General features: G+C 35.8%; 19 protein-coding genes. 11 read left to right on the top strand and 8 right to left on the bottom strand.

Going from position 1 to position 24251, the window contains the following annotated elements; translation table 11 throughout:
* Positions 1 to 33: 33 nt before the first annotated feature.
* Positions 34 to 1209, bottom strand: a complete 1176-nt coding sequence (locus HS129_08175) for a DUF115 domain-containing protein (GenBank protein ID MBE7412021.1) — start codon at positions 1207 to 1209, stop codon at positions 34 to 36.
* A 246-nt stretch (positions 1210 to 1455) separates the two neighbouring features.
* Positions 1456 to 1908 carry a DNA primase gene (locus HS129_08170; protein MBE7412020.1) on the bottom strand — a complete coding sequence of 151 codons (453 nt, stop codon included), beginning with the start codon at positions 1906 to 1908 and terminating at the stop codon, positions 1456 to 1458.
* A gap of 196 nt (positions 1909 to 2104) precedes the next feature.
* On the opposite strand from HS129_08170, the gene HS129_08165 reads away from it, so the two are divergent.
* Genes HS129_08165 through HS129_08150 form a run of 4 tightly spaced genes read left to right on the top strand, consistent with a single transcriptional unit; the run spans position 2105 to position 7390 of the window.
* The gene (locus HS129_08165; GenBank protein ID MBE7412019.1) at positions 2105 to 2671 is read left to right on the top strand and encodes a TlpA family protein disulfide reductase; all 567 of its coding nucleotides are present in this window, start codon (positions 2105 to 2107) and stop codon (positions 2669 to 2671) included.
* Between the two features lie 3 nt (positions 2672 to 2674).
* Entirely contained in the window at positions 2675 to 3373 is a 699-nt protein-coding gene (locus tag HS129_08160) for a type 1 glutamine amidotransferase (protein ID MBE7412018.1), read from the top strand.
* 23 nt (positions 3374 to 3396) lie between these two features.
* Complete coding sequence (gene secA / locus HS129_08155; GenBank protein ID MBE7412017.1) at positions 3397 to 6126, top strand: preprotein translocase subunit SecA; 2730 nt, start codon at positions 3397 to 3399, stop codon at positions 6124 to 6126.
* Positions 6065 to 7390 carry a U32 family peptidase C-terminal domain-containing protein gene (locus tag HS129_08150; protein ID MBE7412016.1) on the top strand — a complete coding sequence of 442 codons (1326 nt, stop codon included), beginning with the start codon at positions 6065 to 6067 and terminating at the stop codon, positions 7388 to 7390. Before secA ends, HS129_08150 begins: the two co-directional genes overlap by 62 nt.
* A gap of 12 nt (positions 7391 to 7402) precedes the next feature.
* Here the strand turns inward: HS129_08150 and HS129_08145 are convergent, their stop codons facing one another.
* Entirely contained in the window at positions 7403 to 8443 is a 1041-nt protein-coding gene (locus tag HS129_08145; GenBank protein ID MBE7412015.1) for an AraC family transcriptional regulator, read from the bottom strand.
* A gap of 383 nt (positions 8444 to 8826) precedes the next feature.
* On the opposite strand from HS129_08145, the gene HS129_08140 reads away from it, so the two are divergent.
* The 3 genes from HS129_08140 to HS129_08130 all read left to right on the top strand — a co-directional run bounded on the left by HS129_08140 (position 8827) and on the right by HS129_08130 (position 15975).
* Complete coding sequence (locus HS129_08140; GenBank protein ID MBE7412014.1) at positions 8827 to 11391, top strand: tetratricopeptide repeat protein; 2565 nt, start codon at positions 8827 to 8829, stop codon at positions 11389 to 11391.
* A 1-nt stretch (position 11392) separates the two neighbouring features.
* Positions 11393 to 12958, top strand: a complete 1566-nt coding sequence (locus HS129_08135; protein MBE7412013.1) for a peptide ABC transporter substrate-binding protein — start codon at positions 11393 to 11395, stop codon at positions 12956 to 12958.
* Positions 12959 to 13026: 68 nt separating this feature from the next.
* On the top strand, positions 13027 to 15975 hold the full coding sequence (locus HS129_08130; protein ID MBE7412012.1) for a TonB-dependent receptor: 2949 nt from the start codon (positions 13027 to 13029) through the stop codon (positions 15973 to 15975).
* On the opposite strand, the gene HS129_08125 is transcribed toward HS129_08130, so the two are convergent.
* Both HS129_08125 and HS129_08120 read right to left on the bottom strand, forming a co-directional pair.
* Entirely contained in the window at positions 15966 to 17126 is a 1161-nt protein-coding gene (locus HS129_08125; protein ID MBE7412011.1) for a pyridoxal phosphate-dependent aminotransferase, read from the bottom strand. The genes HS129_08130 and HS129_08125 overlap by 10 nt on opposite strands.
* 9 nt (positions 17127 to 17135) lie before the next feature.
* On the bottom strand, positions 17136 to 17513 hold the full coding sequence (locus HS129_08120; protein ID MBE7412010.1) for a hypothetical protein: 378 nt from the start codon (positions 17511 to 17513) through the stop codon (positions 17136 to 17138).
* 208 nt (positions 17514 to 17721) lie between these two features.
* On the opposite strand from HS129_08120, the gene HS129_08115 reads away from it, so the two are divergent.
* From HS129_08115 to pbpC, 4 genes are all read left to right on the top strand, one after another.
* On the top strand, positions 17722 to 18327 hold the full coding sequence (locus HS129_08115; GenBank protein ID MBE7412009.1) for a LemA family protein: 606 nt from the start codon (positions 17722 to 17724) through the stop codon (positions 18325 to 18327).
* Positions 18328 to 18330: 3 nt separating this feature from the next.
* Positions 18331 to 18831, top strand: a complete 501-nt coding sequence (locus tag HS129_08110; protein ID MBE7412008.1) for a TPM domain-containing protein — start codon at positions 18331 to 18333, stop codon at positions 18829 to 18831.
* A 73-nt stretch (positions 18832 to 18904) separates the two neighbouring features.
* The gene (locus tag HS129_08105; GenBank protein ID MBE7412007.1) at positions 18905 to 19807 is read left to right on the top strand and encodes a YgcG family protein; all 903 of its coding nucleotides are present in this window, start codon (positions 18905 to 18907) and stop codon (positions 19805 to 19807) included.
* A complete protein-coding gene (gene pbpC / locus HS129_08100) occupies positions 19801 to 21855 on the top strand; it encodes a penicillin-binding protein 1C (GenBank protein MBE7412006.1) in 2055 nt (684 codons plus the stop codon). The genes HS129_08105 and pbpC overlap by 7 nt, the downstream gene beginning before the upstream one ends.
* On the opposite strand, the gene HS129_08095 is transcribed toward pbpC, so the two are convergent.
* From HS129_08095 to HS129_08085, 3 genes are read right to left on the bottom strand one after another with little or no spacing between them, the layout of a single operon-like run.
* Positions 21852 to 22832, bottom strand: a complete 981-nt coding sequence (locus HS129_08095; protein ID MBE7412005.1) for a class I mannose-6-phosphate isomerase — start codon at positions 22830 to 22832, stop codon at positions 21852 to 21854. The genes pbpC and HS129_08095 overlap by 4 nt on opposite strands.
* 2 nt (positions 22833 to 22834) lie before the next feature.
* Positions 22835 to 23527: a DnaJ domain-containing protein gene (locus tag HS129_08090; protein ID MBE7412004.1), complete on the bottom strand. Its 693-nt coding sequence runs from the start codon at positions 23525 to 23527 to the stop codon at positions 22835 to 22837.
* An 18-nt stretch (positions 23528 to 23545) separates the two neighbouring features.
* Positions 23546 to 24217 carry a hypothetical protein gene (locus HS129_08085; protein ID MBE7412003.1) on the bottom strand — a complete coding sequence of 224 codons (672 nt, stop codon included), beginning with the start codon at positions 24215 to 24217 and terminating at the stop codon, positions 23546 to 23548.
* Positions 24218 to 24251 lie beyond the last annotated feature (34 nt).

Raw genomic sequence — 24251 nt, 5'->3', positions numbered from 1 at the left:
ATTTGTATTTTTTAGTCAAGGAAAATCTAAAATTCAGGAAGGATGAATTGTAGATAGCAATTTTTTCCATTCTTTTTGTGAGATGTGTAATTCTTTTTTCAACTCTTTTTTGATTGCAGGGGTTTTCAAAGAATTGAGGAATTTGTCCAATGGAAGCGTATCAGACTCTTTTAATACAAAACCACGAACAGTGGATGAAAAAAAATCTTTATCAATTTGGATTCCTACATTCATAAAAGTTTTTATCTGATCTGATTTTCTTAATTCATTTAGTGCGATAGTATTTTTTTTAGATATTGAGTTATTGTACACTCTCGAAGATATAGACTCCAAAGTGTGTTTCCTATTTGTTTGGGGTAAGAAAAAATTTTCGTATCCTGTTCCTTTGCAGTGCGACTGGAAACTTTTTGAAAGAAAGGAGACTCCAGAATACGCAATTGCTTTCGCTCCACAAAATATAGATAGTGCTTTGGCTAGCCCTGCAATATTTAAAGAAGGGTTTCGTATAACGCATGAAGAAAGATTTAAAATCTCTGCAAGCGTTTGATCCAAAGGATAGGAAGAAAAATACAAGATTAGAGGGTTTTCTTTTTTGAATATTTCTGGATTACCCCCTATCCATGTTAAGATAGGGATGGAGCTTGGAAAATCTTCTCTAAAATGAAGTGCAGTCCCTCTTCCTGAATCAATGCTTATTACTAAGTCGGGATAAATATTATTTTTGTATAAATAATAAGAAGAGGTGTCGCTACTGATTATAAATATATTTTTTTGATGTTGCAAGATCCAAGGTATATCGTCTTCTAACTCAGGAGATGCCCCGATAAATAATACCAATTTTTCTTTTATATCGAATAGGTTGGCGTGGAGGAGAGTATATTCTTTTGTTTTCAATTCTTGAATATTTATTGCATAGTTTTTCAACCATATTTTAGAAAAATATTCTTTAGTATTTTTATTGGTGTCCGGTTTTAGGCTCTTTAATATGAGATTGGAAAAAATTTCAAACTCTTCTTTTACATTTCTATTATAAAAAGGCAGGACGATAAATTGGATATTCGTTTTATTCTTTAAAAAAAAAGTATTCAGCTCAGACAATTCTAAAAATGAAATAGAGTGCCCAAGATTTTGCAATTCTGATTGAGTTTCTTTTAGAATAGTTTGAATTTTTTTATTTTCTTTAAGCTCTGTAAAAGGCTCATAAGCCAAAACGGAAACTTTTTCTTTTTGTATATTTGGGATTTGTTTTAGATGAAATCCTAAACCTACCCCAAAAAAAATATATAGAGTCGATTTTGGATCTGAGTTTTTAAAATGGACTTCAAGAAATCTATCTGCTTCTATAATAGGATTAGAGTTAGAATGTACAAATTGATTGTATTGTGTATCGAATAGAGTTTGAATTCCTTTTGTATTGAAAGAGAGTTGAAAGCGTTCGGAAATTTCTAAATCTCCTTACTCATCCTCTTCGGAATCTTCATCCTCATCTTCAAAGCTATCTTCTTCTGAAACAGTTTCATCGTTGTCGTTGTCTTCGTCGTCCAAAGAAAAGTCACGAACAGGTTTGGATTCTTCTTCAGGAATATCTTCTTCTTCGGCAACTTCTTCTACAACCGGTGCTAAAGACTTGGAAGACCCAGCAAAATCTTTTTTGTAAGGAGAGTCGGATAGGTTTGCCTCTGCTAAGAGTTTTTTCCTTTCTTCGATAGAAAAATACCCGTATTGAACTAATTTTTCGGAAAGTGCGTGAAGAGCCTGAACTGCAAACTTTCTGGTTCTCATTTTTTTAGGGAGTTCGATTTTATCTATTTTGTCTAAAGCCGCAAAACCAACCGATGTCATTTCATATTTATTTGCACGAGTTAATTCTACTAATTTTAGAATATCAAATTCCTGAGATGTGCTCATACCACCTTCCTATTATAGAATATTTGTAGGATTTTACCAGATTTGCTAAATATGGGTATTTGTCAACATTCATTTTACATGAATTTCAAAAACTCAGATCTATTCTTTCACATATCCGTCAGAATAGAAAATTTTGCTATACTCAGAATAAGTCTATAATCTTTAGTTTTAATAGGACGAATTTTTTTTGCAAATTATGAAATTTTTACTATTTGTTTTACTTTACTTTTTGTTATTTTGCTCTCCGAAGGTCGAATCTAATTTTGGGGTAGATAAATATGAAGGTGTTTACTTAGACGAAAGGACTATAAAGTTCTCAGAGTTAGAATACGAAAGAATTGCTTTCAATGTGTATTCTCCTACATGTATTCCCTGCATTAAGGAAATTCCGGCTTTGAACTATATACATTCGATGATTCCAGACAAAAAAAAGTCGGTAATTTTCATGGTGGTGGATCCATATTTTATCGTAGAAAATTCCGAGAATAAAAAATTGGAAGAAGTATTTCGACAGGCTAAGGAAATTATGCAAAAGGAAGTGAAAACTCGTAAAATTGAGTTTCCGGTAATCCTTATGAAAAAACCGTTTCAGGTAAACCCGGAAGGAGGCTTGATTACCGGCACTCCAGAAACATTGCTATTTAAAAATAGACCATTTACTTTATACTATAATTTTATAGGTCCTATTTCAGAGATAGGTGAAGTTATAAATTTAGAAAAGGATGCTAAGGTTCGGTTTTTTTTACGAATGATAGGAGGTTAAATTATGAGAAGTTTGATTGTTCGATTTATAAACTGTGAGGGGCCGGGAATCATCGAAGAGATTTTAAGAAAAGAAAATTATTCCGTAACCTATCACGATACTTTCAAAAAGCACGAAAAATTAGTTCCAAACTCTCACCTCTTCTTTGACTTGTTGATTCTTATGGGTGGACCTTATTCTCTTGCAGACAACTCGAATAAAGAGTTTTTTCACCCTTATTTTGAATTAGTAGAGAATATGATTTCTATTCCAAGTAAAAAAATTATCGGGGTTTGTCTTGGGGGGCAACTAATCTCCAAGGTTTTGGGTGGAGACGTATCCAAGGGTGAAAAAGGAATCGAGACAGGTTTTTCAAAAGTGCAGATTCAAGATAAGTCTGATTTTGTATTCAACGGAATAAATCAAAATTCCATTACTGCATTTCATTTACATGAGAATGTTTTTACAATTCCAAAAAGCGGCAAGCACTTACTTTCAGGTGGTGTTTATCCAAATCAGATGTTTTCTTATGAAGATAGAGTGTTTGGAATTCAGTGCCATTTAGAGCCTACGATGAAAATGGTGAAAGATTGGTCTGTGGTACACAAAGATTTTATTGGGAAGTCGTCTAACGCATATCCTCTTTTGGACGAAAACATGCAGAAAGAAACAGAAGAAACCGGAAAGATTATTTTTCAAAATATGATCCGAAAAAAAAAATAAATTCATTTTAACGGAAAAAATCAATGATTCAAAAGACATTAAATTTGATATTCGGAAGCAAGTACGAAAGAGACTTGAAGAAACTGATTCCGGTTGTCGAAAAAATTAATATATTAGAAGAAAAAATCAGTAACCTCTCTGATTTAGAATTAAAGAACCAAACTCATGTTTTAAAAGAAATGCTCGCCAAGGGTGATACGTTAGACGATATACTTCCCGAAGCCTTTGCTACTGTTAGAGAAACTGCCAAGAGAACTCTTGGACTTCGGCATTACGATGTACAGATGATGGGGGCTACCGCTCTCCATCAGGGTAATATTGCAGAGATGAAAACCGGAGAGGGAAAGACCTTGACTTCTACTCTTGCCATATACCTGAATTCTCTTGCTGGAAAAGGAGTGCACGTAGTTACCGTAAACGACTATCTCGCTAAACGAGATGCAAATTGGATGAAACCGATCTATGAGTTTCTTGGTGTAACTGTCGGTATCATTCAGCATGATATGGAGCACGACGAAAGAAAGGAAGCCTATCAATGTGATATTACTTACGGAACAAACAATGAGTTTGGTTTTGACTATTTGAGAGACAATATGGTCTCTTCTCCTGATCACAAAGTTCAAAGAGAGCATTTTTTTGCAATAGTGGACGAGGTGGACTCAATTCTCATAGATGAGGCAAGAACGCCTTTAATTATTTCCGGATCCACAGATGAGACTACCGACAAATATGTGAAAATTGATCGAATCATTCCAAAGTTAAGCCAAGGAGCAGATTATGAAGTCGATGAGAAGGCGCATAACGTCTTATTGACAGAAGCGGGTGTTGGCAATGTAGAGAAAATTCTTGGCGTAGAGAATTTGTATTCACCGGAAAATGTAGAGCTGGTTCATCATATCCATCAGGCTTTAAAGGCTCATAAGATTTTCCATAAGAATGTAAACTATGTAGTTCAGAACGGAGAGGTGGTTATTGTAGATGAATTTACCGGAAGGATGATGCCGGGAAGACGATATTCTGACGGGCTGCACCAAGCCTTGGAGGCAAAAGAGAGGGTGACGATTGCAAGAGAGTCCCAAACTCTTGCTTCGATTACATTTCAGAATTATTTTAGGATATATACAAAATTAGCAGGGATGACGGGAACTGCCGATACAGAAGCCGAAGAATTTAAAAAGATTTATAATTTAGATGTGATTGTGATTCCGCCTAACGTCCCAATGGTGCGAAAAGATTATCCCGACAAGGTTTACAGAACTGAAAGAGAGAAATTTGACGCAATTATTAAAGAAATTCAAGAATTGCAGAAGAAGGGGCAGCCGGTACTGGTTGGAACGATTTCCATAGAAAAATCGGAGCTTCTCTCCGATAAATTAAAGAGATTGGGGCTACTACATAATGTACTCAACGCTAAATTCCACGAAAAAGAAGCAGAGATTATTGCCAATGCCGGAAAACCTTCTTCTATAACCATAGCTACCAATATGGCAGGAAGAGGAACGGATATTGTGCTCGGTGGGATTCAAGTGTATAAAGACCAGTTAGACTCTTTTCAAGAAGATGAGTCTGCAATTCTTGAGTTTAAGCAAGCCGTTAAAAAATTAGATTTTGAAAATGCGAAGAATTTTGTAAACGGTATATCTTCTCAGATAAAAAGAAAAAAAGCGGAAGATATTTTAGGGCAAGCTATTCTTTGGAAGGAGCGCCACGACTTAGTTCTCGAAAAGGGAGGGCTATTTATTCTTGGAACAGAAAGACACGAGGCAAGAAGAATAGACAATCAGTTGAGAGGACGATCGGGTCGGCAGGGGGATCCGGGAGCGAGTAGGTTTTATCTTTCTTTGGAAGATGACCTGATGAGAATTTTTGGATCGGATCGAATTTCTTCGATTATGCTGAAATTAGGAATGGAGGAAGGTCAGGAGATTGAGCACAAAATGGTAACGAACGCAATCGCCAGATCTCAGAAAAGAGTAGAGAGCCATAACTTCGATATTAGAAAACATTTATTGGAATACGACGATGTAATGAACAGACAAAGAATGTTTATTTACAAAATTAGAAACGACGTTCTCTATAAAAATGACGTTTCCGAATTGATCTATGCATGGATTGATGAAGTTGTGGAAAATCAGATCCTGACTTATTGTGATGGAAATAATCCGAATTCGTGGGATTTGGCAGGGATAAACGAGTGGCTAGTTTCTATTAATTTGGAACTAAATATCCAAGCAGAGGATTTCTTGAAAGGGAAGGCTCAACTTTTACTTTTTGAGCACATTTCCTCCAAAGCAAAAGAAGCTTACAGTGCAAAAATGGAGAGGGTGACAAAGGATATATGGTCTTCTTTGGAAAGAAGTATTTTCCTCGATATTTTGGATCATCGCTGGAAAGAGCATCTCTATACGATGGATCACCTAAGAGAAGGTATTTGGACTGTAGGTTATGGTGAAAAGAATCCACTTGTAGAATACAAATTACAAGGTTTCAAACTTTTTGATCAGATGGTGGACAATCTGAAAAGAGAAATTATCGTATTTTTGTTTAGAGTGGAAGTCACGGATAAAACCGAGTGGAAAGAGGAAAAAACTGAATACAAAAAAATTGGCGAAGAGTCCCTTGATTTTCAGTTAGGAGGTCAGGGAGAAAAATCTTTTCAGTCTAACATTACAAAGAGGAAAATCAATACAGATGTATCCAATAGCGCAGGCGGGGCTTCTGAAAGAAAAAGTAGCCGAAGAAGAAAAAAGTAAAAGGATAAAAATTCCGGAGCTTCTTTTACCCGCAGGAAGTCCGGAGAAAATGAAGACTGCATTTCTGTTTGGTGCGGATGCGGTGTATTGCGGGGTTCCTCGCTATTCCCTTCGTGCAAGAGAAAATGAATTTCGATTGGAGTCTTTGAAGGAAGCGGTCGCCTTTACTCGAAGTTTAGGCAAAAAAATATATTTTACAATAAATGCAATCCCCAGAAATTCCAAACTGCCGAATTTTCCAAAATATCTTGATGAAATGGCAGCAATGTCGCCTGACGCATTTATTATGGCAGACCCGGGGTTAATACTAGTTGCCCGTGAGCGTACACCAGAAATAGATATACATATTTCGGTTCAGACAAATACGATGAATTATGCGGCCGTAAAATTTTGGGAAAAGATAGGTGCAAAAAGGGTAATTTTATCTAGAGAGGTCAGTATTCGAGAGGCAGGAGAAATTAAAAACGAAGTGCCTTCTATGGAATTGGAAGTATTTGTTCACGGCTCGATTTGTATAGCTCATAGTGGAAGGTGCTTTATGAGTAATTATTTTGCAAAAAGAGACGCAAACCAAGGAGCGTGCAACAACGCTTGTAGGGATAAGTATCAGGTAGTAGTAAAAAATCTTAGACAAAACGATGAATTTATGGAAATCGAGGAAGATGAGAATGGAACGTATTTAATGAATTCCAAGGATCTTCGAGCGATTGAATTTTTGAAGGAAATTTCAGAGGCAGGAATAGATTCGATTAAAGTGGAAGGACGCACCAAAAACGATTACTATGTAGCAATAGTAGCCAAGTCTTACAGAAATGCGTTAGACGACATCAAAGAGGAAAAATCATTTGACAGGGGCTTATTGAAGGAGTTGGAAAAAGTTGCCTCCAGAAAATATTTTTCAGGATTTCTGACTTATGGAATGGAGGATAGAGTAACTTCGGAAGAGATGGATTTTCAGAATCACGAAGAAGGGGTGAGTGGAAATCAAAACCAAGTGTATTTGGGGCGGGTGATATTTTTTGATAAAAAGGGACAGAGTATCCAAATTGAAATTAAGAACAAGGTGCAAATCGGAGATACTGTAGAGGTTTTTTTTCCGAGCGAGAGAAATACAAAAACTTTTCAAGTATCTGAGATCTACCATAAAAATGTTTTGAAAGACGTGCTGAGTGGAGGTATGGGAGAAATTCGGTTGAAGGTTCCGTTTGAAATACCGGAAAATTCTTTTTTAAGTATTTTAAAAAACTCAAATATTGAAAAATAGGAGTCCAAACTTTTATCTTTGAAATTTTCTGTATTCGGCAGGTGATTTGCCTGTAGCTTTTTTAAAAATTGCCAAAAAATTGGAGTTAGATCGAAACCCGGATTCTATACTAATTTTTGTTATACTTTTCTTTGTATTCTTTTTATCTTGAAGTTTTTTAATTGCTTCTTGGACTTTGAATTCGTTTATTAGCTCGTAAAAAGTTTTTCCAAAATTTTCAGAAAAAACTTTCAAAGTTTCTTCCTTAGAAATTTGAAATTCTTTGGAAAGATTTTTTAATTGGAAGTCAGGATTTAGGAAAGGTTTTTCTTTTTCAAGGTAGTGCAACACTTCTTCTTTGATAGATGGCTTAGAGTTTGGTTTTGAATTTATTGAATCCGGGTCTATTTCCTCTCGAGTATAGACAGATGAATTTTTCTTTGTGGCTAAGTAGCGATGAACTATTATTGCAATTGAAATAGCCAATGATGGTAAAGAAAAAATGAAGGAGAACCCTCCCGATAATATAAGGAATGTATTCAATGAAGAAAATAGGTTCAGTAAAATTGCAATAGATGCAAAGATTTTTAGTAAGAGACTCTTTTTTTTGTCTAATTTTTGTACAAACAGTAAATGTGAAAAATATATTCCTACAGAATGATTCACTCCACAAATTGCAAAAATCACGTAATAGTCAGTGTTTATCCCCAATATAGATTCTTTCGCACTTATGTCTGATAGCAAAAAAGGCAAGAGGTAAAAAAATACAGAATTTGGGACAATGAAAAAATACAGGTCGTTTGGTTTGGGTCGGTTAGATTGAGCCAATGCTGCTCTCGTTGAAATGTAGGTGAACCCTCCGAGAAGACTGATAAAAATCAATTCTACTCTGAGTAGATTTGGGTAATTGTAGATTTCTTTAGAAAAGTGCAAAGAGCCAAAGATGAGGCAAATTCCGTTAACGATAGAGAGTAGAGATGAGTAAATGATTCCGGAGTGTTTTTTATGCAGAAATAAAGTATAAAAACCAATAGAAATACTAAAAAAGATGGCAGTGTAAAAAATAAAATTCATTGTATTTGAAGACTGGTAAAACTAATCTTTTTTTCGTGGTCTTGAAATCAAATGAAATATGTCTTATACTCTTTAATTGCGCAGAAAATTTTGTTAATTGTTTCTTGGATTTTCTGTATATCTTATTTTTTCACCATAGTGAACATTGTTTTTTCTTAAAAATAAGATTCTTACACTTTTTTTGAAAAACACTTGACATACTTTTCGGAATAAAGAAAATTTTAGAGTTTTTGCAGAGAAAAAAAGAAAAAATGGGATGAATTTAAATTATTTTCATTTGGAAATTGGGTAAATAGGGTTTTGACAGGCTTTCTTATTTAGGAGATTTCATTTTTTATTGTAAAACGCCATTTTAGATTTGTTGAATAAAAGGATGTTTAAGCATGAGACTTATAAAAAATTTTTTTAGAATTTTTTTAAATGTGAAAATTCGGATCAAATTGATTATTCTTGTAACAGGGGTAGTGTTATTCAGTGTCATTCCTTTATCGGCTATTGTACTTTATCGAAACCAAGCGGTAGTATTAGACAAGACATTTGAAGTATGTAGAAACTTAGCCAACAATATTGCCAACCTTGCAACCGAAGAATTGCTTATCAACGAAACTTTTGATTCTACAAGAACCTCTGTTTCCAGACTAAAAGAGAGTAACATTTCCGGCTTACTCGATTCCTATCTGATCAATATAGACGGAAAATACGTTGCTGAGTTAAACGAAAAAGAGTTAGGAAGAAGGGCTGACCCGTCTGATCTAAAATATTTTTCTACACTAACTTCCCTTGATATGAAAGAGGTAGCACAAAAAGGAAGCTCTAAGATTGTTTTACGTTTTGCTTACCCGATTTTCATAGATTACAAAAAAGAGAAAATGAGGGTCGGAACAGCAGTTTTTGAATTCGATAAAGAAAAGGTTTATGAGCCTGTTGTCAAGATTCGGACTACAATTTTTGGGGTAGGCGGGATACTCTTGATTATAGGTGCGTTGATTGCGCTTGTATTGGCGATATACATGACAAAGCCTATTAATAAACTTTCGGATGGTGCAAGGATTATTGGAGGAGGAAATCTTAACCATAGAATTAAACTGACCGGGCAAGACGAGCTTGGACAGCTTGCAGCCCAGTTCAACCAGATGACCACTCAGATTCAGGATTTTACCCAAAACTTGGAAGACAAGGTTCGTCAAAGAACAGAAGAGCTAAACCAAACTTTGCAACAAGTTCACGCCTTAAAAGTACAGCAAGACGGTGACTATTATTTGACATCCCTATTATTGAAGCCACTTCAACCAAATAACAACAACAGCCAGTTTGTGAAAACAGAGTTTTTCATGGAGCAAAAAAAGAAGTTTGAGTTTCGACAATGGCATTCAGAGATTGGGGGGGATATTTGTATTACGGATACGATTCGGTTGAACAATAGAGATTATACAGCATTTCTAAACGGAGATGCAATGGGAAAGTCCATTCAAGGAGCAGGGGGAGCCTTAGTTCTTGGGGTAGTGTTCAATGCAGGGCTTATTCGATCCAGACTGCAAAGAAATCAAAAACTATTTCCTGAAATTTGGCTAAAAGAGAGATTCTTGGATCTGCACAATGTTTTTCTATCCTTTGAAGGGAGTATGTATATTTCTATTTGTTTGGGACTTGTGGATAATGAAACAGGCATGATGTATTATATCAATGCAGAGCACCCTTGGACTGTTCTGTATCGTGACGGAAAAGCTAGTTTCTTGGAAGAAGAGTTGGCTCTCAGAAAAATCGGTACCCCAGAGCAAGAAGAAAGATTTTTTGTGAGGGTGTTTCAACTCATGCCGGGAGATGTGATCATCACGGGATCTGACGGTAGAGACGACCTGATGATAAAGGACAAAGAAAGCGAGCTTGAGTCCATGAATGAGGATGAGACAGAGTTTCTTCGCAGAGTGGAAGAGGGTGAGGGCAACATAGAAAAAATAGCAAAAAGAGTCCACGAAACAGGGAAGGTGATAGATGATTTTTCTATACTGAGAGTGAGCTTTAAAGAAGACTTGCAAGAGGTAAGCCCGGAAGATATTCCTTATGAGGTGCAAGCGTCTGTAAGCGAAGGCTATAGCTTAATTGAAGCAGGGAAGGACACTGAGGCTTTGGAAAAGGTAGAAAACCTATTCCAAGACAATCCTAAGTTTCCTGATTTACTGAAACTACTTGCAAGATTGTATTTTAATAAGGGAGAAATTTCTAAGTCCATTGAGTGTTTAGAACAATACCTTGGAATTAATCCTGGTGACAATGAATACATTTACGCTTTATCCAACGCTTACAGACAAATTGGTAGGTATAATGAAGCAGTGGATGTGGGTGAGAGGCTATTTCTTAGAGACCCGAATAATTTTTTAAACTTAGTCAATTTGAGTGCGTCCTACCTTGAACTAAAAATTTATAAGCGCGCAGAAACTATGATCAGTAGAGCCTTGGATAAAAATCCAGACGATTCTGTAGCTATTCAGTTGAAGTTTGCAATTGACCGCGCTAAAAAGAATATCCCTGATGAAGAAAAGGAAGACGAAGAGATTATTATTTCCAAAGAGGAAATAGAAAAACTCATCAAAGAAGCAGACCAAAACTATGCAGCGAAGAGATATGTGCACGCTCAGAATTTGTACGAAAGGATATTGAGAGGAGACGAGCAAAATTCCTACGTACTATTCCGAGTCGCCAATTGCTCTTCTTTGACAGGGCATTTGGAAGACGCAATCAAATATTACAATAGAGCGCTCGTTCTTGCACCCGGCAACCACCATGCGAGAAATAATTTAGCCAGCACCTACTATCGAATAGGCAAATATGAGCAGGCAAAAGAGCAATGGACAAGAGCGATCAACCTACGCCCCGGGTTTAAAACCGCAGAGTTGAATTTGAGCCATTTAGAGAAGATCATGGAAGAAAAATCAAAGGTAACTGCCTAATATGAAAAAGAACTCAATATTTTTTCGTGCAGTTAGATTGATTTTTGGATTCGTTATTTTACTGAATTCGACTACTCTATTTTCAAAAGAATCCAGACCGGTAGAAGTGCTCATGTCTTCGGATAGTATGATTTATGAGCAGGGTCTTTATGGTATTCAGTCAGTCGTTAAAATGGAATTAAAAATAAATTACCTTGATATATTAAAATCAGAAAACCCTGACCTAAGCGTGTATTTTAGAGAACTGGAAGCCTCTGGAATACCGATGTTTATTGCAATTGGTGCACCAGCCGCCAAACTCGCAAGAGAATATTTGAAAAAGACTCCTTTGGTTTTTTCTATGGTGAATTCTCCTAAATTTCTGGGATTGGAATCGGGAGATATTTGTGGTGTAAGTATGGATATTTCAGTTTCGGAATTTTTTCAAACTTTGAAAGATATTCTACCCGACAGTAAGGGAGTGTATTCTTTTTATTCTACCACAGACGGTGAGTTTGTTGCCTCAGAGGGAGAATACACAGATTTAAAATACAATCTTTATTTTCACAAAAAAAGACTTTCTTCTTCAGATGATTTTCGTTCTGCCTTAGAAGAAATCAAAGGAAAAGCCGACGCATTCTACATGGTGAATGATCCCTTATACAACAAAGAGAATTTTGAGAAATTGTCGGAGTTTTGCAGGAAAAATAAAATTATACTGATGACAAGTTTTCCGGCCTTAGTGAAAATCGGAGCTACTTTTGGGATTAGTCCTGATTATAGTAAGATTGGAGTAATCACGGGCCAGTTGGGTGAAAGAATTTATTCCAAAGAATCTACCTGCTCTAAAGAAAGGGTAAAACTTCCAGACCAATCTTCTTTTTTCTTAAACGAAGAATATGCGAAAAAGTCTGGAATCAAAGTCCCTGAAGCGATTGTGGACAGAGCAAAATTTACAGGGTTATTTGTTGCTGGTGTAAATAAATTGAATGAAGGAAAATTAAAATCTGCAAAGATAATATTTGATGAGATTTTAAAAAGAGATCCTAAAAACGTGGCAGCCTCTGCGTATAGAGAGCTTGTGATCGAGAAGATGACAGGCACGGAAACTAAAAAATATATGCTTTTGGCAAATGAGCACTTTCAAGCAGGTAGGTTTTCTCAAGCAAGAGCCGAGTACCAGAAAATTTTGAATATCAATCCCAACTTAGTTTCTGCAAAGGAAGGATACCAAAAATCAGTACTCGGTCAAAGCGAGCAGGAGCGTACCTCTGGTAATAACGCTTTGAGAGCAGGGAAGGTATTTGAGGCGATAAAACTATTTCTTGCTTCTTTACGCACTCTCCCCTCCAACACGAAGGCAAGCTCGGATCTTTCGCAAACAAGAAGTAGAGAAATTTTTAAGGTTCCGGATTATATCAAAGATGGGATTAAAAATTACAACAACAGAGACTATGAAAACTCTATCACCATTTTTGAGGATGTTTTATTGGTAGATCCTGGAAACAAGGAAGCTACGGAATATTTAAGGCTTTCGTATAAGAAACAGGAAGCCATTAAGGTGCTAATAGATAAAACAAAAAAATAGTAGGTTTTACTAAACCTAAGAATTGAATTTATGAGAATAAAAATAATATCGTCAAGAAGGAAAAGAGAATGATTGTATTTTGGAAAAATAAAAACAGATTGATTTCTGTAGTATTGATATTTTTTTTTCCTGGATTGTTATTTCCCCAGACAAAAGAAAAAAAGAAAGTCTATATAGGGAATTTCCAAGCCTACAAATCTCCCTCCGATAGCTCTATTTCCGAAAAAATTATTGAAGAGACTTTAAAAAATTTTAAAGCAAAAGGAATCAACGCACAAAAGGCGAGTCAATATTCAAGTATCTCAGAGGCACTTGCAAGAATAAAATCGGAAGAGGGGGCTGTATTTTTAAGCGGGTATTATAAAAAAGTCAAGGATCAAAACTTGGAAATTTTTGCTCAAATCTACAATCCCGAAACAGGGTTTGTCATAGATGCTTTGAATGTTTCGGAAGAATTGACAGGGCTTACAGGGATCAAATTGCCGGAAGAGGAAACCAAGGAATCGGACAATTTAGTCATTTCAAAATTTGTGTCTAAAATCGTAATCCTAGTTAAAATTAATACAGGTAGAAAGGAAAGGACAGAAAACGTAAACGAATTCTTAGGAAACTCTCAACTAGGAAAAGACATTAGCTTTCCTATTCGGAAAGAAGACGTTAGTGCAAGCGCTGCAAGTACTTTTAAATTTTTAGAAGATATTGAAGTGGTAACCGCAACTAGAACCAAGACCAAGATAAAGGATGCCCCCGCTGCAGTTTATGTAGTTACCGCTCAACAGATTAGAGAAAGAGGGTATCAGACGATTGAGGATGCGTTCCACGATATCCCCGGATTTGATTTCCAGCATACGAATGGTCTTTATTATAACTTGGCTCACCAGAGAGGTTTAATCGGAAATATGCAAAGAACTCTTTTGTATGTGGACGGGATTCCAGACAACAACCTATCTGAGAATGCAATGCTTGGAGGAAGTTATAAATTTCCTCTTGCCAATGTTGAAAGAATCGAGGTCGTAGCCGGTCCGGCTTCTTCTCTCTATGGAGCTAACGCATTCAATGGTATTATAAACATTATCACAAAAGACGGAATTACCAACCCCGGAAACCACGTAGATACTACTTACGGATATTGGGAGCCAAAAAACAAGAGACCCGGGCAAGCAGTGAGTTTGTCTGCGAGGGGAAATTCAGGTGGAGACAACCCTATCCAGTACAGTGTCGGGGCTTACTACTACCAGTCTATAGGTCCGGATATGGGTGGGATTCAAAATTTAAACCCTCCAAAGTACGGAGCGACTACAGACAACCCAAATTACAACTACAAATATGATCCGGTGTATTCTGCTTCTAAAAAAATGTGTGGGAACAGTATGTGTAACCCAAATAGCAAGTCAGTTGGTTATTACTGGTCACCCGCCTACAACAACTCCAATCAAGAGACCTACAACATCACAGCAAAGTTTTCAAAAGGCGGGTTTCGATTTGAAACAATCCATTGGCAATACATTCAGGGAGAAGGTACTTTCGCAAATGGAACTCAACAGCTTGACACGAAACAAAGAGGACTTGAGACAGGGAAGTTTGATAAAAGAAATTTAGCAAGACTCTATGGGATTGCGAGTGGAATGTTGACTAATACGGAAACAAAAGACGACGGCACTACATCCACTACTTACGGGACTCAGGGGTTTTCTGGATCCGGTTGGAATTTTAGAAATAACACTGCTTTAATCGGTTACTTGCATAAGATTACAGATACCTTGAGTTTAGACTCGGAGGCGACAGTGCGTCATACGGAAATACTAAGTACGAGCCACGAAGAAGAGCCGAAGCAATACGGCCCTGGCGGAAATTACAGACCGGGAGATGTGAATATTTATGGAAATTATAGCCGACCAGACAATGCGTATTTTGGTGAAGAGAGACTTTCTTGGAATCCTTCTTCCAATTTTTCTACCATCGCCGGGGTAATGGCAAAAAGATTTCAAGTAGCCAAAAATTATGGAAGCTATGAGCAATTTGTGTATAATAACTATGCAGTGTATATCCAACAGATGTGGAGGCCGATTGAAAAATTGGCTCTGACTGGTGGGTTTAGACGAGACTATATAACTACTTATGGATATGCAAGTACTCCAAGGCTAAGTGCTGTTTTCACTCCTACCAAAGATTTGACTTTTAAATTATTGTATGGAACTGCATTTAGAGAGCCGTCGGGTCAAGAGCTTTTTTCTCAAACAGGGCAAAGAAAACCTAACCCGGATCTAAAACCGGAAAAGCTAAATTCTATTGAGCTTGGAGCGGCTTATCGTTTCTTGAAAAATTATTACACTTCAGTTCAAGCATTTTCCAATGAGATTTCTAATTTGATTTTGGAAGTAGCAACTACGGACACTTCAACCATAAACGGAAAAACTCCAACTGCACCTTGGAATCAGAATAACAACTTGGGTAAAGCAAGAATTCACGGTATAGAGGCAGATGCAAATGCACATATTTTGAGTAATTTGAATATATCTATAAACTATACTTACATGGATGGTATATATTACGATTTACCAAAGAGTTTACAGAAGTCTCCTTCTACCGCAGGACGTGCAGGAGACGACCCGGCTTATGACGTTTATTTGCAGGGTTATAAGGAGCTTACAGGTGCCAAAGCCACTGTTCCCTCTAAAGGGGCTATTCCGAGTATTGCAAAAAATAAAGGAAACTTAGGGGTGACTTACTATATTATGAAAAATCTTTCCATATATCTTGGAATCAATTGGGTAGATGTGCGAAGGACTATTTCATCTAATCCGGAAAAGTCTGTTCCGGGGTATAAGTTTTTTAGGCTAAATATTCGTTGGGAAGATGTTTGGAAAAAAGGTATGTTCTTGCAATTTCACGTGAATAACTTGACTAATGAGCAGTTTTTTGATCCGGGTATTCGTGCAGCTGACGGTGGATACTACCCCACAATGCACCCGATGGAAAGAAGAAATATTTGGTTTTCGGCGGGCTATCATTTTTGAGAAGAAATAATTTTTAGTCCTTTGCGAAATTTTCTTTCTTCGGTTAAAAGACTAACGATTAGGAATACTTCACTCTCTAAATCAAATAAATAACCGGGGTGTGTAAGAATATTTTTTTCTAGTAAACGAATCACAATTTCTTCGTCGGATTTTTTAGTTTCTAACTTTATCATTCCATACCAGCCGGCTTTTGGCTTATAAAATGTAAACTTAGAGTCTTCCCTATTTTCTGCTATAGAGATATTTTGATTTAGCCTTTCTTTTATCTTGGATTGAATCTTCTCTTTTAGAGAAAATAAATCTTTGAGAGCGTATTGAACTTGTGCATTTACAGAAAGATAGGAGTCTGAGATAAACTCTAAGGCTTGCAGAGTATTTGCATCTGAGGCAGAAGAATTTAACCGTATCCAGGAAAGTTTTAATCCGGAAAGCCCAAGAGTTTTTGATATACCGTTTAGATAAAATACGGGTGTAGCCTCTGGGAAACTGTGGATTTTCTCATTAGGGTCATGGATGTAGTCAGAAAAAACCTCATCTACGATTATAGGAATTTTATTTTGGTTAGCAATATCGCATAACGTATCAATTTCAAATCTTGTTGGAATAAAACCTGTAGGATTGTTTGGAGAGACGAGTACAATTGCTTTTGTTTTTTTTGAGATTTTTTTCTTTAATTCCTGAAAATCAATTTCCCATTTTGAAAACCCGGCATTGTCTAACCCTAAATGTCGTAATGGGTATTTTCTGGGTGCCACATTTTCATTCATACAAAGATATTCGTGGAGAGGGTATCCGGGGGAAGGAAGAATCACATCATCTCCCGGATCAGTTAAAAGTTTTAGTAAATAAGAAAACCCTTCTGATGTCCCCGTGGTAAGAAAAATATTCTCTATTTTGGTATTTTCATTTTTTGAAAAATAGTATTTTTGAATTTCTGTTCTGGCAAATTCACTACCCTTAGGATTCGGAGAGTACTTGAAAATATCTGGTTTTTTCAGAGAGTTTAAAATTTCTTTTTTTGGAAATGAAATTCCTGATTGCAAAGGATTTGAAATAGTCAAGTCTATCTCTATATTTTTTGATAATAGTCTCAGCTCTTTTGAAATAGGATTTTCGTCTAAAATATTTTGGAATTTTTTGGATAGGTTCAAAGGCTCTTCTTAGCTTCCTGCTCCTCCACCCGATGCACTCCCTCCTCCCCCGGAAGAGCTTGATGAACTGCTTCGAGAAGAGGAAGTAGTTCTTGGAGTTGAATTGGATGAAGATTTATAGCAACTAGATTTGCATGTGTTGTTCATAATGTAACATAGATAGACCCCTACCGGGTTTATGGAGTTTGTTGTTTTTGATTCTACGGCTCCTGATGAAGATTCTGTGATATAATTCGTTTGATTGTTGCCTATTACGATTGCGCAGAGTGAAAGCTCTATACCACATTTTTCTTCGCACTTATTAAGTGTCTTTGTAGCTTCCCCGCAATGAATAAAAAAAGCTATAGAGAAAAAAAAGATAAGTCGAGTCGTATTTTTTTTAGACATAGAGTATATCATTAAATAAAGTATTTAGTTTATAAAAGAGTAGTCAACAAATTTCTCAAGTCGAAAAAATGTAATCTGGTGAATTTTTTAGATTTTTATAAATTGAATTTTTTAAAAAAAGTATTGACTTTGATTTTTAGTTTAGAATTAATCTGAAATATATTTATTGTAGAAAACTTTTTACGGGTGTGAACTTATAGGAATAGGGATGAAAAAAAATATACTAATTTATTTTTTAAGTTTTTTAATTTTTACCAACTGCGGGTACAATCGAATCCAAGAACTCGATGAGGATGCAAATGCAGGAATGGCTGAAATTTTGAACCAGTACAAACGCAGAACAGATTTAATTCCAAGTCTTATGAAGGTTGTGGAGGCTTACGCAAAGCACGAAAAAAGTGTACTAGTAGAAGTCACCAAAGCACGCGGAAATGTAGGCAGTATTCAGGCGACCCCGGAAACCTTGAACGACCCGGCTTTATTTTCTAAATTTCAGAATGCTCAAAACTCTCTCGGCTCTGCTCTTCAACGATTACTCGTAGTTGTAGAGAAATACCCCGATCTGAAAGCAAATGATAATTTTAGAGATTTGCAGTCTCAATTAGAAGGTACTGAAAATCGGATCGCAGTGGCAAGAACTCGTTTTATAAAGTCTGTTCAAGCCTATAATACTTTTATACGAAAGTTTCCGTATCTAATCACTGCAAAAATATTCGGGTATAAAACCAAGCCTTCATTTAAAGTGGAAAACGAGAAAGAGATTACAGACCTTCCGGATTCTATTTCCAAGCCACCTGAAATAAAATTTGAGTAAGCCATGATAAAAAGAATTTTACATCATATTCGGTCCAACTTAAAAAGAGACGTGAAAAGATTTTTTCCAAAACTTAGTTTGGAGAAAATTGAAAAAGAAGTGAAAAATTCCGAAAAATCCCACTTATCCGAGTTGTGTGTTGTTATAGAAAATTCATTTAGTTTAAATTTATTACTCGAAGGGGTAAATTCCAGAAATCGTGCAATAGAAATATTTTCTAAGAATAGGGTTTGGGATACAGAATTCAACTCAGGTATCTTACTCTATATTTTACTTGCAGACAGGAAAATTGAAATTGTTGCGGATAGGGGAATTGCTAAACTCGCAAAAGAAAAAAGTTTTGCAGAAATAACCTCGATGATCGAATCTAAGTTTAAAGAAAATAGATTTGAAGAAGGGGTAATTCTCGGCATCCAAGCCTTGACTAAGCTACTTTCAAAGCATTACCCGGTAAGAAAGAGAAAAAATAAGAATGAAATTTCCGATAAACCAATTTTGATTTGAGATAGATATGAATAAATATGATATAAAAAAATTTTCAGGGTTTCAATTTCTTTTGAATGCCATAATTTTTCTTATGTTTATAACAGGATTTAACCCGGTTTATTCCGAAGCCTCTATCCCTAAATTACAAAAAAGAGTCACAGACTTGACAGGTACAATCACTCATACTCAAGAAAAGGAATTAGAAAAAACACTGAAAGATTTTGAGAATAGAAAAGGGAGTCAGGTGGCTGTGCTGATAGTGCCTAGTACTGAAGAGGAGACTATTGAGCAATTTTCTATCAGGGTAGTGGATGAGTGGAAGCTCGGTCGAAAAAAGGTGGACGACGGAGTTTTACTTTTGATTGCTAAAAATGACAGAAAGCTAAGAATTGAAGTGGGTCGAGGCTTGGAGGGTGTGCTTACAGATGCAATGTCCAAAAGGATTATAGCCGAGGTAATCACGCCGGAATTCAAAAAAGGAAATATGTTTTTTGGAATAAAAAAAGGAGTCGATGCGATTATCAAAGTGATTGATGGTGAGGAGCTTCCTTTGCCGGCAAACACTACTCCACAAGCTCCAACAAATTCTAGTTCTAACAAAAAATCTTCTTATGATTCTTGGATTCCATTTTTGCCTTTGATCGGGTTTGTTTTATTGATTTTTTTTACGGTTCTACTTGGAGTGCTAAAAACCGGAGCAGTTGTATTTTTAATTAGCTTTATAGTATTTTTAATCTTAAATAAATTTAGCCTAATTTTCCAATCTTTTTATATTTCCTTGGCTATCTCTGCGGGCTATATTCTTTTATTCGGATTTTTTAAATGGCTTGGCTCTCTTGAAGGCTCTTCATCCGGGAGTTCAAGTTCTTCTTCTGGCTCTTCTTGGTCATCATCTTCTTCTTCGTCCTATTCTTCTTCTTCGAGTAGCTCATCTTCTTCATACAGTGGTGGAGGCGGGAGTTTTGGAGGGGGAGGGGCATCTGGAAGTTGGTAAGAAAATTATTTTTTCTATTGCTATACTTTTTATTTACTTCCTTACACTCTAAGGAAATTCCATCCTTCCAAAAAGTAAAAGAAAATTTTAGGTCATCGGAAGGAGTGTTATTCGACAGAAATGGGGTGATACTTCATGAGTTTAGAGCCTCTGATACAGAAAGAAAATTAGAATGGTGTAATTTAAGTGAAATATCTATTGCTTTGATAAAAGCAGTCTTATTGTCTGAAGATAAAAATTTTTTTTCGCACAATGGTGTTGACTGGACTGCATTGTCAAAAGCTAGTCTTGATTTTTTTATATTTCGAGGGAAAAGAGGTGCAAGCACGATCAGTATGCAGCTTGCAACTATTTTAAAAAGTGATATAGAGTGGAAAGGCAAAAGGAAAAGTATTTTTCAGAAAATCAAACAAATTCATTTAGCAAAAGAGTTAGAAGAAACTTGGACAAAAAATGAAATATTGGAAGCCTATTTGAATCTGATTTCCTTTCGAGGAGAGCTTGTCGGAGTTGCGGCTGCCTCTAAAGGGCTTTTTGGAAAGCATCCTCACGGATTGAACGAAATTGAGTCTATTATTTTATCTGTTTTAATTCGTTCTCCAAATTCTAATATAGAAAAAATCATAAAACGTTCTTGTTCTGTTTCTGAAAAGGTATCACCTGAGATTTCCTGTGAAGAAATTACAGAAAAAGTAAAAATAAGTTTTTCAAAAAAATACAATATAGAAAAAGAAACACTCTATGCGTTCCATGTTACTCGAAAATTAAAAGAGATGTCGCATGACGTATATAGTAAATACCTTCAATCGAGTTTGGACTTTCTAATCCAAAAAACTTCTAATGAGATTTTGCAGAGGCACTTGATTTCTTTGCAAACAAAAAATGTAAAAGATGGAGCTATCCTTGTAGTCGAAAACTCAACTGGAGACGTGCTGGCATATATTGGAAGCTCAGGAAGATTCTCCACGAGTCCTGAGGTAGATGCAGTTTTTTCTAAAAGGCAGGCAGGCTCAACTTTAAAACCTTTCTTATATGCCCTTGCTTTTGATAAAAAAATTATATCTTCTGAAACTTTGTTGGAAGATTCTCCTATTGATATTTCTACTTATTCCGGGATTTACAGACCATCTAATTATGAGAAAGACTACCACGGTATGGTTACTGCAAGTAATGCACTTGCGTCTTCACTGAACGTTCCTGCTGTCAGAGTTTTAAATTTGGTTGGTGTAGATTCTTTTTTTCAGATTTTATCTTTTTTAAAATTTAGAGACTTGGAATACCCTTCCTTTTACGGCTCTTCTCTTGCACTTGGATCTTTGGATGTAACTCTTTGGGATCTAACGAATGCGTACAGAACTCTTGCCAACGGGGGAGTGTATTCTGAAATCCATTTATCGGATACGAGTAAAAAAATAGATAGAAAAAGAATTTTTAGTGAAGGTTCATCTTTAACGATAAAAGAGATTTTGGCGGATAGGGAATATAGAAGTCTTACTTTTGGTTTAGAAAATTCTTTATCGTCTCGATTTTCTGCTTCAGTAAAAACCGGAACGAGTAAAGATATGCGAGACAACTGGTGCATTGGATTTTCTGATAAGTTTACTGTAGGTGTGTGGGTAGGAAATTTTTCTGGTGAGCCTATGTGGAATGTAAGTGGAGTGACGGGATCTGCGCCGATTTGGAAAGAGCTGATTGATTGGTTGGAAGAAAAGTATTCTAAAGATACTAAAAAATATTTTGTAGATAAAACCATGAAAGAAAATGAACACAAGGAAAACTTTATATATTCTGTAAATAAAAATAGAATTCGGTATCCGGTAGATGGAGCTATTTTTGCAGCCGATCCTGACATACCAGAAGAGAACCAGAAACTAATTTTTGAATCTGAAATTATTTCTGATAATATTATTTGGAGTCTTAATGGGAATTCAATAAATACAAACAATACCGAGAGGGCGATCTGGACTCTAAAGACAGGGAGGCATACTCTTCAACTAATAGACAAAAAAAAAGGGATATTGGATACTGTGCATTTTGAAGTGCGTTAGTCGCTACTGTATTCCTTTGAACAAGCGATTACTAATTTTAATTTTTCTTTTGGAGAAAGGAAAATATTTTGTCTCATCCCTTTTGCCGTTATCAAAAAAGTATCCCCTTTTTTAAAAGAGATCGAATCTATTTCTAATTCTCCTTCCACTACATGGAGTATTTGAAAAATATCTTTAAGACTGATGGCAGGCACTTCTTTTTTCTTTTCTGTTTCAAATAACTCTAATCTGAATTTATCGTTTTCTGTGAGTAAACTTCTGTCTTCGTCTATTTTTACCGGGGTTAAATTTTCTAACCCATTCGATTTTGAAAAATTCAAAACGTCTAAGGCTTTGTCTAAATGCAATTCTCTGGGTTTCCCGTTATCTAATCTACCGTAATCATAGACCCTGTAAGTGGAGTCGGAAGATTGTTGGATTTCCAAGATTAGGTTTCCTCCCCCAATACCATGGATGGTTCCCGGGTTGATTAAATATGAGCTTCCATTTTTAGGATACAATTTTTGTAGAATATTTTCTGCTTTGTTTTCTTTGACTAATTTTTGATAATCTGTCTTTGTAGTGTCAACCGAAAACCCACAAATAATAGATGAATCTTTGTCGGTTTGTAGAATGTACCAGGCTTCTTTTTTTCCTGAGTTTTTTTTGTCGTATTTTAATGTGTATTCGTCGTCGGGGTGTACTTGAATCGATAAATTCTCGCTTGCATCAATAATTTTTACGAGAAGTGGAAATCCTTTTTTCAGAGAAATATTTTCTCCCAAGATTTCTTTTGGATATTTCAAATACGCTTCTCTGAAATTCATTCCTTGTAACTCACCATTACAGATGATTGAAATATCATCTCCATAGTCTGAAATTTCCCAAGACTCACCAATTTTTCCTTCGGGTAAATTTCTGCTTAGGTGTGTGTGAAGTTTTCTTCCACCCCAGATTTTTTCTTTGTATATAGGTAGAAATTTGATAATATTTTGCATAATTATTCTGTAATAATTTCGAGTTTTACCTTCAATATTTTTTTCTTGAAGTGCACAAATTTATCCGGTCTGAGTCTCCCGAGTTCCAATTCAAAAACTTTACCGTGTGCAATCATTTCCGGTTCAAGTTCGAGTATTAATGTTCTTGTCCCTTTGTAGTTTCCTTTTCCGTTACAAGATTCACAATAAATATCAGAGCCGAGACACTCCGGACATAAAATTCTGACTGTGAGTGGAATTTTTGCTATTATTCCTCTATAAATTTCTTTTTTATCAATTAAGATTTCTACATCGTGGTTGATACCGGAATATTTTTTTCTGTCTTTGGTTCTTAGTCCAACTCTCAACAATCCGTGCTTTGCTAAAGTAGAAATAGAATTGGGAAATACGATTCTTTTTTCATTTAGTAAAATTTTGGTTTGATTGAGAGATTTATTAACCTTGTAAAGAAAAGAAAATTTTTTTAAGTAGTATTCGTCATAGATTTTTCTTTTTTTCTCATTTATTAATACTTTGTAAGCGTAGGAGATTTGAATAAAATTTTCCCCTGATCCGGTTGCTTGATTGTCAGGATGGAAAATCTTAGCTAATTTTTTATATTGCTTTTTAACTAACTCGGAACTTGCACCAAAAGGAAGACGTAAAGATTTATAAAAGTCAGGGATATTCTTTTCTTCTTTTGAAAAGTCATTCAAAACATGATTACTTCGTGCTTAGTGCAACTCACGCATTGTTCTTTCAGTCTCAATCTCTTCAAATCGAAAATTATTTTGAATCACCTTGTCCATTTGTCTTAGTGCCAATTCTAAATTATTTCTATAATGACGGACCAACCTAACTCTTTCTCTTGGGTCAACTATGTTTTTTAAATTGTAAATTTTTACCGGAGCAGTTCCGGTTGCATTTGTATTTGTGAGTCGTAACTCAATTCCCTCATACCCTGATTTACTTGCGCTTGTGTTTGCTATTTCGTATAGTGACTTAAGTTCATCTTTTAATTTTCCGAGACGAGAAACCCTTCTTGAAAAAGTAATATTTTCTAAAACAAATCCTTTCCCGTCAACGGTCCTTCCACCAAGCGAAATCATGAATTGTTCGTTTACCATAAATTGATCGGCGGTGCGAAGTGGAAAAGAGTCTCTGTAGGCTGATAGTTGCTTGATGTATTTTCCGTCTTTGATCTTTTTTTCTTTTTCCATAAAAGGTAAAAGCTCAGAAATCTTTTTATGAAAATCGTCAATATCTTTGGATAAAATTGTTAAGTCAGATTCTTGTTTTTGACTGTATGGTTTTATCTTGAAATTTCCCGATTGATCAACATCCGCAGAAAATAGGTGGTTTTGTAACAGCAATACAATTATGAATCCGGAGATTTTTTTGAACATTTGGTTTTCCTCTTACTATTTTATTTTCGGCTAG

The organism is Leptospiraceae bacterium (assembly GCA_015075105.1).
Classification (GTDB): domain Bacteria; phylum Spirochaetota; class Leptospiria; order Leptospirales; family Leptospiraceae; genus JABWCC01.
The sequence above is the reverse complement of the archived record's forward strand: the minus strand, read 5'-3'. Positions and strand labels throughout refer to the sequence as shown.

Excerpts from the sequence above, each read along its gene's own strand:
- HS129_08095 (MBE7412005.1), bottom strand. The coding sequence starts at position 22,832 with ATGCAAAATATTATCAAATTTCTACCTATATACAAAGAAAAAATCTGG.
- HS129_08110 (MBE7412008.1), top strand. The coding sequence starts at position 18,331 with ATGATAAAAAGAATTTTACATCATATTCGGTCCAACTTAAAAAGAGAC.
- HS129_08165 (MBE7412019.1), top strand. The coding sequence starts at position 2,105 with ATGAAATTTTTACTATTTGTTTTACTTTACTTTTTGTTATTTTGCTCT.
- HS129_08170 (MBE7412020.1), bottom strand. The coding sequence starts at position 1,908 with ATGAGCACATCTCAGGAATTTGATATTCTAAAATTAGTAGAATTAACT.
- HS129_08085 (MBE7412003.1), bottom strand. The coding sequence starts at position 24,217 with ATGTTCAAAAAAATCTCCGGATTCATAATTGTATTGCTGTTACAAAAC.
- HS129_08115 (MBE7412009.1), top strand. The coding sequence starts at position 17,722 with ATGAAAAAAAATATACTAATTTATTTTTTAAGTTTTTTAATTTTTACC.
- HS129_08135 (MBE7412013.1), top strand. The coding sequence starts at position 11,393 with ATGAAAAAGAACTCAATATTTTTTCGTGCAGTTAGATTGATTTTTGGA.
- HS129_08130 (MBE7412012.1), top strand. The coding sequence starts at position 13,027 with ATGATTGTATTTTGGAAAAATAAAAACAGATTGATTTCTGTAGTATTG.
- HS129_08140 (MBE7412014.1), top strand. The coding sequence starts at position 8,827 with ATGAGACTTATAAAAAATTTTTTTAGAATTTTTTTAAATGTGAAAATT.
- HS129_08145 (MBE7412015.1), bottom strand. The coding sequence starts at position 8,443 with ATGAATTTTATTTTTTACACTGCCATCTTTTTTAGTATTTCTATTGGT.
- HS129_08120 (MBE7412010.1), bottom strand. The coding sequence starts at position 17,513 with ATGTCTAAAAAAAATACGACTCGACTTATCTTTTTTTTCTCTATAGCT.
- HS129_08105 (MBE7412007.1), top strand. The coding sequence starts at position 18,905 with ATGTTTATAACAGGATTTAACCCGGTTTATTCCGAAGCCTCTATCCCT.
- secA (MBE7412017.1), top strand. The coding sequence starts at position 3,397 with ATGATTCAAAAGACATTAAATTTGATATTCGGAAGCAAGTACGAAAGA.
- HS129_08150 (MBE7412016.1), top strand. The coding sequence starts at position 6,065 with ATGTATCCAATAGCGCAGGCGGGGCTTCTGAAAGAAAAAGTAGCCGAA.
- HS129_08160 (MBE7412018.1), top strand. The coding sequence starts at position 2,675 with ATGAGAAGTTTGATTGTTCGATTTATAAACTGTGAGGGGCCGGGAATC.